This window comes from Catenulispora pinistramenti, from assembly GCF_018274385.1.
Taxonomy (GTDB): domain Bacteria; phylum Actinomycetota; class Actinomycetes; order Streptomycetales; family Catenulisporaceae; genus Catenulispora; species Catenulispora pinistramenti.
In genome coordinates this window covers 16,575-27,667 of sequence record NZ_JAAFYZ010000143.1, presented here as the reverse complement: position 1 = coordinate 27,667, position 11,093 = coordinate 16,575, and the positions used below count along the sequence as shown (strand labels likewise).

Here is an 11,093-nt window from a genome sequence, read left to right as displayed (position 1 = left end):
GGTGGGTGCTCGGCGCTGTCGACGGCGAGCTGGTGGGAGTCGTGCTCGGCGGCGAGGTGGGCGGGGTGGTGGCCGGGGCCCACTTCACGTCGGCGGTCGCGGAGACGGGTGCACTCTGGCCCTGCGCGAGGATCAGGTTCTGCGAGGGCTTGCCGTCGTGGGAGACGAAGACCCCGCCGGCGTCGATGTTGGTGACGGTGCCCGAGGCGATCACGTGGACGTCGCCGCTGGTCGGTGTGTTCGGCAGCTGCACGTAGACCGTGTCGCCGCTCTTGAACGTCGTCTTGGCGCTGATCGGCTGGCCGTTGGCGTCCACCAGCTTGGCGCCGGTCTTGCCCGGGTCGGCGAGGGTCACCGATATGAAGGACCCGGAGGTGTTGCTGCTCAGCTGGAAAGCGACCTTGCTACCGGCCTGCGGGGCGGCCTTCGAGGCCGGGGTGATGCTCAGCGAGGCCTGCGGCTGGCCGGTGTTGCTGCCGGTGGCCTGGGTCATCAGCCAGTTGTAGAAGTCGATGACGTGCTGCCCGTTGACATCCTTGTTGGGGTAATCGCGGTCGCGCGGGTTGCCGAGATTCTGCGCGTCCTTCTCCGCGCCCGCGTCCAGCTTGAGCTGGCCGGTGGAGTCCGAGAAGGTCCAGATCGCAGCCTGGGTGGCCGCCACCGCTTCCTTGTCGCTCAGCCCGCTGACGCCCGCGGTGCTGGCCAGCTTGGTGGCGTCGACCTGCGGGATGGAGTTGTCGAGGATCCACTTGATCCCCTCAAGGTGCTGCTGGTCTATGCCGATCCGCTGGCTCTCCGACGTCCAGTCGTGCTCGTCATAGGTCTCGAGTGTGTTGAGTTCGACCTTCTCCTGGATGCAGTACGTCCAGAGGTGACTGCCGTCCTGGGCCTTCAGGCCTATCAGCGACGCTGGGTCGCCGTCGGGGTTGTCAGTCATGGCGACCAGGTTGTAGTCCTTGTTGCCGTCGTAGGTCGCACCCGTCACGCCGCCATCGGAGGTCTGACCGCCGTTGGTCGTACTGTCCGCGTGCGCCGTGCCCGCCACCATCGCGGTGGATGCGGCGCCGATGAACATGGCGGCGGCGATTCTCCGTCCGTTCGTGGACGTCGGTTTCTGCATGGATCCCCATCCCTTTACGTCGCTTTGACACCGTATGAAGACCAAGCCGGTGCCCAGAACACGCATACGCTATTAGATGGACGGCGAATTCGCTCCCTTACCCCTAAGTGATTCTGTTCTCTTGCGGGGACCGGGCCATCGGGAACGGGCTCGCGGCGCATACTTGACCCCGGAGTCAAAAACGGTGCTACCGTGAACTCCGTGGGCAGGCCGAAGAACTTCGAACCGGACGTGGTCGTCGCGCGGGCGATGGAAACGTTCTGGACCAAGGGCTATGCCGACACGTCCCCCGCCGACCTCGCCGAGGCCACCGGCGTCGCGAAAGGCAGCCTCTACCACTGTTTCGGCTCCAAGCGTGAGTTGTTCGGCAAGGCCCTGGACCTCTACAACAAGGTCGGCGCGGAAGTGACCGAGCAGGTCCTGTCGGAGCCGGGGACGGCCAAGGAACGGATCCGCGCGCTCTTCGTCCTGCTCGTCGATCTGGACCTGGACGGCCCGGTGCGCCGCGGGTGCCTGGCCCAGAACGCGGTCGCCGAAATCGGCGGCCACGATGAGGATGCCAAGCGGGCCGTGCTCCGTATGGAACAGCGCATGGTCGAGCTCTTCACCGCGCGCGTCGAACAAGGTCAGCGTGACGGCGACGTCGACCGGGCGCTGAACGCGCGGGCGCAGGGGCTCTTCTTGGAGACGGCGCTCGCGGGGTTGCGGACCATGGCGTTGACGTTCGACCGGAAGACCCTCTACCAGATCATCGACACCGCCTTAGCAGGCCTCTGAGACGCACGTTCCCTCAGTGGGCCTGCTCTTCTCGCGTCCTGATTTTTGACCTGTAGTTCAAGAACTATCGGAGGGAAAGACCATGGACCTCGGCATCACCGGCAAGACCGCGCTCGTCACCGGCGCCAGTCGCGGCATCGGCCTGGCGATCGTGCAGACTCTGGCCGCGGAAGGCGTCCGCGTCGTCGGTGCCGCGCGCACCATCACCGCAGAGCTCGAAAAGGCTGCTGCGGCAACGGTTTCCGTCGACCTCAGTACCCGCGAAGGCGCGCGGGCGGCCGTGGATCGGGCCCTGGAGGCCGTCGGCGGGATCGACTTCCTCGTCAACAACGTCGGCGGGGGTGACACGAGTGGAATAGAGCTCGGCGGGTTCCTCGACGTCGAGGACGAGCAGTGGCAACGGATCTTCGACCTCAACCTGTTCAGCGCGGTGTGGACGACGAAGGCGGCGCTGCCGAGCATCCTGGAGCGCCGGGGTGCGATCGTCGGCATCTCCTCGATCAACGCCCGCGTGTCCACCAACGCGCCGGTCGGCTACGCGGAGGCCAAGGCGGCGCTGAACCAGTTCGACAAGCGGCTGAGCGAGGAGCTGGCCCCGCGTGGGGTCCGCGTGAACACCGTCTCCCCGGGCCTGGTCTCCAGCCCGCTGTGGACCGACCCGAGCCGGTTCGGCGGCAAGGTGGCCGACGCCTTCGGGGTGAGCCACGCCGACCTGCTCGCGAGCCTGCCCGGCCAGTTCGGGGTCGCCTCGGGCCGGTTCAGTGAGCCGCGGGAGGTGGCGGATCTGGTCGCCTTCCTGCTGTCCGAGCGCGCGGCCAACATCCACGGCGCCGACTACGTCATCGACGGCGGGACCCTCAAGGCCGCGTGATAGCTGAAGGCCGCGTGATAGCCAAAGGCCACGTGTTGTCTAAAGGCCCTTATTCGCCTGACCGGGCCCCACGCGTCGCCCCGACCGAGGCGGCCACCACACACAGCACCGCGACCCACTGCGACCAACCCAGGGATTCCCCGAGCACGACCAACCCGATGAGCGCCGCGACCGCCGGCTCCAGACTCATCAGGATCCCGAACACCCGCGGCGGGATCCGCCGCAGCGCCTCCAGATCCAGCGAGTAGGGCAACACCGACGACAGCAGCGCCACGCCGAGTCCCAAGGCCAGCACCCACGGCCGGAACAGCGTGGCGCCGCCGTCGGCCGCGCCGAACGGCACGGTCATCACCGCGGCCACGGCCATCCCGAGCGCCAGCCCGTCGCCTTCGCTGGTGTGCCGGCCCAAGGCGGCGCCGGCCAGGATGTACAGGCCCCAGCAGGTGCCGGCGGCCAGGGCGAACAGGACGCCGACCAAGTCGAGCTTGCCGCCGCCCTCGGTCAGCAGGAGCACCCCGCCGCCGGCCAGTACCGCCCACAACGCGTCCAGCCAGCGCCGCGAGCCGGCCAGCGCCACCGCCAACGGGCCCAGGAACTCGGTGGTCACCGCGATGCCCAGTGGGATGCGGGCCAGCGACTGGTAGAAGCACAGGTTCATCCCGCCGAGCACCACGCCGTAGGCGATCACCGCGGTCCACGCCCGCCGGTCCATCCGCAGCGACGGCCGCCAGAACAGCATCAGCGTCGCCGAGGCGAAGAACAGCCGCAGCGCCACCGCCCCGAAGCTGCCCACCGCGCCGAACAGGTGCGTGGCCAGTGCCGAGCCGAGCTGCGCGCTGAGGGTGCCGAGCAGCACCAGCATCGTCGGCGGCACCGCGCCGAGGGCCCGGCCGGCCAGCGCGGTCGGGCCTGATCGGGACGACGGGGACAGCGCCGGAGACGGTGCCGGGGACAGTGCCGGACCGCTGTCGGCCTCGCCGATGATGAAGGAAGCCACGGGTGGATTGTGAACGATCCCCGCGGTGTGTGCCTCCGATTTAGGTCAGCGTTCGCTGAGCGCGGGCAAAGCCGCCTGGAACGCCGGATCGGTGCCGGTCGCGAACTGTTCTTGCCTACCGGGCCAGCACCAGGACCAGCGACCCGGTCAGCGCGGGCAGGGTGCGCAGACGGCCGTGGCGCGCGTCCCAGGTGCCTGATTCCAGATCCCGGCGCAGCGCCTCGGTGTACTGCTCGCTGGTCTCGGCGTCGACGAAGCTCCACGCCGAGCACGACTGCCGCGCCGCCGGGTCCAGCAACCGCTCCGGGCGGCCGTAGTACGCCTCGTCGAAGCCGTCGGTGCAGTCCACCGGGATCGGCACCGGCGTCACCGCGACGTCCCCGCCCAGCGTCTCGGCGATGGTGGCGATGGCCGGGTAGCGCCGGGCCTCGGTGTCCAGGACCAGCGGCGCGTATTCGTAGAGCCAGAAGTCGCGCACCAGATCCGGGTCGCAGGTCAGCACCGCGACCGGGCCGCCGGCCACCCGCCGCATCTCCCGCAGGCCCGCCTTCAGATCGCTCCACTGATGCACGCTGAACGTGGTCATGGCGCCGTCGAAGGCGTCGTCGGGGAACGGCAGGTGCTCGGCGACGGCGTCGATCGCGGCCGGCAGGTGCGCGGGCCGCTGGGCCCGCATCGAGGCCGACGGCTCGACCGCGGTCACCTCGAAGGCCGTCGACTCGTACGAACCGGCTCCGGCGCCGACGTTGCTCGCGACGGTGTTTCCGCCCCCGCCCTCTCAGCGATGGCCCGCGCCGTATCACCGATCGCCACCACTACGTCGGCGCGCGCGGCGGCGTACCTCCCGATGCCGCGATGCTCCGCCTCGCTTGCGTCCCCCAGCTCCAGCATTTCGCCGAGTACTGCGATGCGGCGCTCGGCGTGGATCGCCGCGAGGGCGTCCAGGGCGGCGCGGGTGGAGTCGGGGTTGGCGTTGTAGGAGTCGTCGAGCAGGGCGGCGCCGTTGGCCAGGTCGCGTAGTTCCATGCGCCCCTTCGTCAGTGAGGCGGTGGCCAGTGCTTGGGCGGCGGCGTCGAGGGGGGGATGTCGGCGGCCAGGCCCGCGCCTGCGGCCGCCGCGGCGTTGAGGGCCAGGTGCGCGCCGACGACCGGCAGTGCCACGCGGGCTGAGGCGTCGGCAGTGCGCAGGGTGAAGGTCGGGCGACCGCGTGAGTCCTGTGTCAGGTCGAGGACGCGCACGTCGGCGGATGGCGCCCGGCCGAAGGTGAGGACGCGGCCGTCGGTCAGCGCGCGCATGGCGGTGACGCGCGGGTCGTCGGCGTTGAGGATCGCGGTGCCGCCGGGTGCCAGGCCCTGGACCAGTTCGCCCTTGGCCTTGGCGATGGCCTCGTGGGAGCCGAACTTGCTGATGTGCGCCTGGCCGACGTTGAGGACGACGCCGATGGACGACCACCGTCGGCAGCGCCGTGGCCCGCGACCCGAGCACCGCCACCGCACCGGCCCGCCCAGCCTGCTCGGCGTACGCGTGCCCGTCCGCACTGGCGCCGGCGAAGGCGACGAAAAGGCCGCCCGGCTCGGCCCGGCGGCCGTCGAGCACGGCGGGCGCGGTGACCGTCACGGCGGCGTCGCCCGCGACGGTCCCGCCGACGATGGCGGCGATCTCGCTGAGGTTGAGGGGGATCATGCGGCCAGTCAAAGCGCCGCCGCCTATTGCCGGCATATTGAAATCCGGATACGAGGCGGCAACTAAGCGCTGTCTTGACTGGGACTCATGATTCACAGCGAGCCGGTCCGAACCCGATGACCACCGGAATCACAGCCTATGGATGCGGACAGGATGAGGCTTCCCTTTTCCGGGAGCTGGCGACGAGTTTCGACATCGCGCCAACCGTTTGTCCAGAAGCGGTATCCGAGGCCAACGCCGAGCTGGCATCCGGAAATCGATGCATCAGCGTCGGCCACCAGACGCGGATCACCGACCCCGCGCTTCTCGCCCTCAGTCACATCGGTGTCGCGTATATCTCCACGAGAAGCATCGGATACGACCACATCGACGTGGAGTACGCCGAAAGCGTTGGCATCACAGTGGAAAACGTCTGCTACTCGCCGGACAGCGTCGCCGACTACATGCTGATGCTCATGGCGGTGCGGCACGCGAAATCCACGATCCGCCGAGCCGGTGAGCACGACTACCGGCTCCACGACGTGCGCGGGCGAGAGCTCCGCGACCTGACCGTCGGCGTGATCGGCACGGGCCGTATCGGCGCCGCCGTCCTGGACCGGCTACGCGGTTTCGGCTGCCGGATATTGGCTTTCGACCGCATCCCCAAGACCGCCGCCGATTACGTCTCTCTCGGCGAACTGCTGAAGCGTAGCGACATCGTCACGCTCCACACGCCGCTCGATGCAGACACGCATCATCTCCTGAACCGCGAGCGCATCGAGCAGATGAAACGCGACGCATTCATCATCAACACCGGACGCGGCCCGCTCATCGAAACCGAGGCCCTTCTCTCGGCGTTGGAAAGCGGCCGACTAGGCGGCGCCGCATTGGACGTCCTCGAAGATGAGGAGGGCATCTTCTACGCCGATCGCCGCAATCGCCCCATCGAAAGCAAACCGCTGTTGCGGTTGCAAGAACTGCCGAACGTGCTCATCAGCCCGCACGCGGCCTATTACGCGGATCGTGCACTGCGCGACATCGTGGAGAACTCCATCATCAACTGTCTGAAATTCGAAAGCATCGTCGTGGCTAAGCTGAGGATCGGAATCCTGTTCGGGGGTGTCGGCGAAGAGCATCCCGTCTCGGTCAAATCGGTGCGGAACGTCGCCAAGCATCTCGACACCGAACGGTATGAGCCGTTCTACATCGGCATCACGCAAAGCGGCGCCTGGAAGCTATGTGAGAACCCTGATGAAGGCTGGGAGGGTGCCGGCCGCCGGGCCGTCCTATCCCCGGACCGGACCGCGCCTGGACTGCTTGTCGTGAACCGGGGGCGTTATGACATGATCAGTCTGGACGTGGTGCTGCCTGTGCTGCACGGCAAGCTCGGGGAGGACGGCGTGATCCAGGGGCTGTTGGAGCTCTCGGGCATCCCTTACGGGGGATGCGATATCCAGACCTCCGTCCTGTGCATGGACAAGTCGCTCACCTACCTCGTCGTGCGGGCCGCCGGCATCGCGACGCCGGACTTCTGGGTCGTCACGCCCGACGACAAGGTCGATCCCGACGAGCTCAGCTACCCGGTCTTCGTGAAGCCGGCCCGCTCGGGCTCGTCCTTCGGGGTCAGCAAGGTGTCCCGGAAGGAAGATCTGGCGGCGGCGGTGCGGACGGCGCGACTGTATGACTCGAAGGTGCTGATCGAGGCGGCCGTGGCCGGCAGCGAGGTCGGCTGCGCCGTCCTGGGCGACGATCCGGACCTGCTGGTCGGCGAGGTGGACCGGGTGGCGCTGACCCACGGTTTCTTCAAGATCCATCAGGAGGACTCGCCGGAGACCGGCTCGGAGAACGCGACGTTCATCGTCCCGGCCGACATCGCCCCGGAATCGCGGGTGCTGGTCCAGGAGACCGCGAAGACCGTCTACCGGGTGCTGGGCTGCCGGGGGCTGTCGCGCGTGGACCTGTTCCTCAAGGCGGACGGGACGGTCGTTCTGAACGAAGTGAACACTTTCCCCGGACTGACCTCCTACAGTCGATACCCGCGAATGATGGCGGCCGCCGGGTTCCCGCTCGGCGACGTCCTGGACCGGTTGGTCACGCTGACGCTGACGGGGGAGGCCCGATGAATGACGACTTCGTGTTCGTGGACCAGATCGTTCCCGGCGTGCGCTGGGACGCGAAGTACGCCACCTGGGACAACTTCGTCGGCAAGCCGGTCGAGGGCTACCTGGCGAACCGCATCGTCGGCACCACGGCCCTGTGCGCCGGCCTGGAGCGGGCCCAGCAACGCGCCGAATCCCTCGGCTTCGGCCTGGTGCTGTGGGACGGCTACCGCCCGCAGCGCGCCGTGGACTGCTTCCTGCGCTGGTCGGAGCAGCCCGAGGACGGCCACACGAAGCCCCGGCACTACCCGAACATCGAACGCGCGGCGATGATCGAGCAGGGCTACGTGGCGGCGAAGTCCGGCCACAGCCGAGGCAGCACCGTCGACTTGACGCTGTATCAGCTGGAGGACGGCGAGCTGGCGCCGATGGGCGGCGGGCACGATTTGATGGACGTCATCTCGCACCACGGGGCGGCCGGGATAACGGATGTCGAGACGGGGAATCGCGAAGCCCTGTGCTCGATTATGCAGGCCAGCGGGTTCAGCTCTTATGACAGCGAGTGGTGGCACTACACGCTGAAGAATGAGCCTTACCCGGATACGTATTTCGATTTCCCGATTGCTTACTAGTACGACGACGACGACGGCAGCGGCGGTAGCGGCGGCGGGATTCCGGGATCACCACTGCACGGCTGCGAAGTCGATGGGTCGCGGCCTGAGACGCGCGGTGTGCTCGGCCAAGTCCTGGACGCGCCGGGCGAACTCCTCGGGCGGCAGCTGCTTGCGGTCGCCGTGGCCCGGCAGTATCCACGCGAAGCGCAGCCGCGGCGCCGTGCGGGCCAGCGACGCGGCCAGTTCGGTGATGGAGTACCAGGTGACCGACTCGGCCACGGCGAGGTCGGCCAGGCTCCTGGACCAGTACATGCTGTCGCCGCTGAAGCAGTAGGTGTCGTCGGCGACGTAGAGCACGCTGCCCTGGGTGTGCCCGGGCAGCGGGTGCGCGATCACGCCGTCGGCGATCGGCGTCGGCTCGGTGCCGCGCAGGACGTGGTCGGCGTCCGGGGCGGCGGCCAGGTCGCCCTCGTGGATCCACAGGCGGGCGCCGAACCGGTCGGCGTACTCGCGGCCGTGCGCGGCGTGGTCCCGGTGGGTGAGCAGTACGTCGGTCACCGGTCCGAGCGCGGCGTACTTCTCGGCCAGGGCACGACTGAAGCGCGGCGTGTCGATCATCATGAGGTTCCCGGCCGGCCGGCGCAGCAGATAGGAGTTGGCGCCGGCGGCGTGCGGCGAGTTGTGTCCGCACAGGTACACGTGCTCGGTCAGCGGCAGCGGGAACGGGTCGTGTGCCGGATCCAATCCCCGTGCGCCGCGCCGGATCGAGCGCGTGTGGCAGGCGAACGCCGCCGCGTACAGTGCCGCTTCCTCGGCTGGGGTACCCGGTTGGCGGACGACCGTTGAAAGGCCGTCCGCCTCGGCGACGAGCTCGGGCGCGTACTGCCGGGCCACGTCGCAATTAGTGCAGCGTTGATCGATGTGCCACAGGGTCTCGGTCATGGCGATTTCCCTTTCGCGCGAACTGAGGACGGCGAACGTCCACCTGGAGTATCACGCGCCGGAAATTAAAACAAACGTCGAGAAGCCGTTGACTCTATTGGTTATTTCTGTTCTCCCGCTTAATGGGAGACAGCGACAGAGACAAGCGCGGCCTGCGGCGCGGCGGGCAGCCGGACCGTCACGCACAGCCCGCCGGCGGTGCGCGGGGTGAGCGCGACGGACCCGCCGTGCGCCACGGCGATGCTCTTGACGATCGCCAGGCCCAGACCGACGCCGGCCTGGTCGCCGTAGATGCGCTCGGTGCCGCGCTGGAAAGGCTCGGTGAGCGTGGACACCGACTCCGGGGTCAGGACCTCGCCGGTGTTCTCCACGCTCAGCTCCACGCCTTCGGGGCTGACGGCGGTCCGCACCCACACCCGGCCGCGCCCGGGCAGGTTGTGGACGATCGCGTTGTGCAGCAGATTCGTCCCCAGCTGCTGCAGAAGCGCTTGGGACCCCACAGCGGTCGCCACTTCGCCGGCCGTCTCCACGACGATGCCCTGCTTCTCGGCGAGCGGCAGCATGGTCTCGGCGGCTTCTTCCGCGACCAGCGACAGATCGACCCCGCCTCGTTGGAACGTGCCCTGGTTGGCGCGGCTGAGCACCAAGAGCGCCTCGGTGAGGTCGATCGCGCGGGTGTTGACCACGCGCAGCCGGTCGATGAGCTGGACGGTGTCCCGGCCTTCGTCGTTGCGGGCCGCGTCCAGGAGGGTCTGCGTGATCGCCAGCGGGGTGCGCAGTTCGTGGGAGGCGTTGGCGGCGAAGCGCTGCTGTTCGGCGACGTGGGCTTCCAGGCGGCCGAGCATGGCGTCGAAGCTGTCGGCGAGCTCGCGGAACTCGTCCTGTTTGCCCTCCAGCGCGACGCGGTGGGAGAGCGAGCCGGAGGTGGCCCCGCGGGCGGCGTCGGTGATGCGGGTCAGGGGCGCGAGCATGCGGCCGGCGAGCAGCCACCCGCCGATCAGACCCAGCAGGAGGAGGAAAGCAAGCGCTATGGCCGCGGCGGGGGCGAAGCCGGTCATGAGCTGGCTGCGGGTGGGCCCGGTCATGATGACCATTGCGCCTGGGTGGGCCCTTATGACGGCGTCGGGGTCGTTGCGCTTCGGCAGCCAGCGGAGCGCGAACACCCACGCCACCGCTATGAGCAGCGAGCCGGCGAGCATGACCAGGCCGGCGTAGCTGAGGGTGAGTTTGAGGCGGACGCTCCAGCCCGGGGGCCTATCCATGCGCTGCCCCCACTGCTCTTTCGTCGCCGCCGGTCGGGTCGATGCGGTAGCCGACCCCGGCCACGGTGGCGATCACCCAGGGCTCGCCGAGCCGCTTACGCAACGCCGAGACAGTGATCCGCACGGCGTTGGTGAACGGATCCGCGTTCTCGTCCCACGCTCGCTCCAGCAGCTCCTCGGCGCTGACCACCCCGCCCTCGGCCGCGATGAGGACTTCGAGCACTGCGAACTGTTTCCGGGTGAGCGCGACATAGCGGCCGTTGCGGAAGACCTCGCGGCGGAACGGGTCCAGCTTCAGCCCCGCGAGCTCCCGGACCGGCGGCCTGTTGTGCGCACGCCGCCGGTCCAGGGCCCTGAGCCGTAGCACCAGTTCCCGCAGGTCGAACGGTTTCGTCAGGTAGTCGTCGGCGCCGAGCCCGAAGCCGGAGGCCTTGTCGTCCAGCTGGTCGGCGGCGGTCAGCATGAGGATCGGCATGCCGCTGCCGGAGGCGACGATGTGCTCGGCGATCTGGTCGCCGGACGGCCCGGGGATGTCGCGGTCGAGCACCGCGAGGTCATAGGAGTTGACGCTCAGCAGCTCCAGCGCGGTGTCGCCGTCACCGGCGAGGTCGGCTGCGATCGCTTCCAGACGGAGACCATCCCGGATGGCCTCTGCCATGTAGAGCTCATCCTCGACGACTAGCACGCGCATGATCTCAATAGTACGAGCCGGCGCATATCGTCCGGGTACCGGGAAATCCCAGACGCAA

General features: G+C 68.6%; 9 protein-coding genes and 3 pseudogenes. 5 read left to right on the top strand and 7 right to left on the bottom strand.

Annotated features, from left to right (window positions below):
- The coding region (locus KGQ19_RS32190; RefSeq protein WP_212016219.1) for a thioester domain-containing protein at positions 1–1,120 on the bottom strand (1,120 nt) is incomplete at its 3' end.
- Between the two features lie 201 nt (positions 1,121–1,321).
- On the opposite strand from KGQ19_RS32190, the gene KGQ19_RS32185 reads away from it, so the two are divergent.
- Entirely contained in the window at positions 1,322–1,897 is a 576-nt protein-coding gene (locus tag KGQ19_RS32185) for a TetR/AcrR family transcriptional regulator (RefSeq protein WP_212016217.1), read from the top strand.
- Positions 1,898–1,979: 82 nt separating this feature from the next.
- Positions 1,980–2,768: an oxidoreductase gene (locus tag KGQ19_RS32180; RefSeq protein WP_212016215.1), complete on the top strand. Its 789-nt coding sequence runs from the start codon at positions 1,980–1,982 to the stop codon at positions 2,766–2,768.
- Between the two features lie 49 nt (positions 2,769–2,817).
- On the opposite strand, the gene KGQ19_RS32175 is transcribed toward KGQ19_RS32180, so the two are convergent.
- From KGQ19_RS32175 to KGQ19_RS53010, 3 genes and pseudogenes are all read right to left on the bottom strand, one after another.
- Complete coding sequence (locus tag KGQ19_RS32175; protein WP_413562891.1) at positions 2,818–3,723, bottom strand: EamA family transporter; 906 nt, start codon at positions 3,721–3,723, stop codon at positions 2,818–2,820.
- A 157-nt stretch (positions 3,724–3,880) separates the two neighbouring features.
- Positions 3,881–4,537 (bottom strand): annotated as a pseudogene (locus KGQ19_RS32170) (class I SAM-dependent methyltransferase); the annotation flags it as partial.
- Positions 4,534–5,448: pseudogene (locus tag KGQ19_RS53010) on the bottom strand (Mur ligase family protein); the annotation flags it as partial. The pseudogenes KGQ19_RS32170 and KGQ19_RS53010, both read right to left, overlap by 4 nt.
- A 116-nt stretch (positions 5,449–5,564) precedes the next feature.
- Here KGQ19_RS53010 and KGQ19_RS32160 point away from each other — a divergent pair.
- From KGQ19_RS32160 to vanX, 3 genes and pseudogenes are all read left to right on the top strand, one after another.
- Positions 5,565–6,503 (top strand): annotated as a pseudogene (locus tag KGQ19_RS32160) (D-isomer specific 2-hydroxyacid dehydrogenase family protein); the annotation flags it as partial.
- A gap of 9 nt (positions 6,504–6,512) precedes the next feature.
- Positions 6,513–7,550: a D-alanine--(R)-lactate ligase gene (vanA, locus tag KGQ19_RS32155; RefSeq protein WP_212016221.1), complete on the top strand. Its 1,038-nt coding sequence runs from the start codon at positions 6,513–6,515 to the stop codon at positions 7,548–7,550.
- Positions 7,547–8,158, top strand: coding sequence for a D-Ala-D-Ala dipeptidase VanX (gene vanX / locus KGQ19_RS32150; RefSeq protein ID WP_212016211.1), 612 nt, complete (start codon positions 7,547–7,549; stop codon positions 8,156–8,158). The genes vanA and vanX overlap by 4 nt, the downstream gene beginning before the upstream one ends.
- A 48-nt stretch (positions 8,159–8,206) precedes the next feature.
- Here the strand turns inward: vanX and KGQ19_RS32145 are convergent, their stop codons facing one another.
- From KGQ19_RS32145 to KGQ19_RS32135, 3 genes are all read right to left on the bottom strand, one after another.
- Entirely contained in the window at positions 8,207–9,082 is an 876-nt protein-coding gene (locus tag KGQ19_RS32145; RefSeq protein WP_212016209.1) for an MBL fold metallo-hydrolase, read from the bottom strand.
- A gap of 119 nt (positions 9,083–9,201) precedes the next feature.
- A complete protein-coding gene (locus KGQ19_RS32140) occupies positions 9,202–10,344 on the bottom strand; it encodes a sensor histidine kinase (protein WP_212016205.1) in 1,143 nt (380 codons plus the stop codon).
- Positions 10,337–11,035, bottom strand: coding sequence for a response regulator transcription factor (locus KGQ19_RS32135; RefSeq protein ID WP_212016203.1), 699 nt, complete (start codon positions 11,033–11,035; stop codon positions 10,337–10,339). The genes KGQ19_RS32140 and KGQ19_RS32135 overlap by 8 nt, the downstream gene beginning before the upstream one ends.
- Between the last annotated feature and the right edge of the window lie 58 nt (positions 11,036–11,093).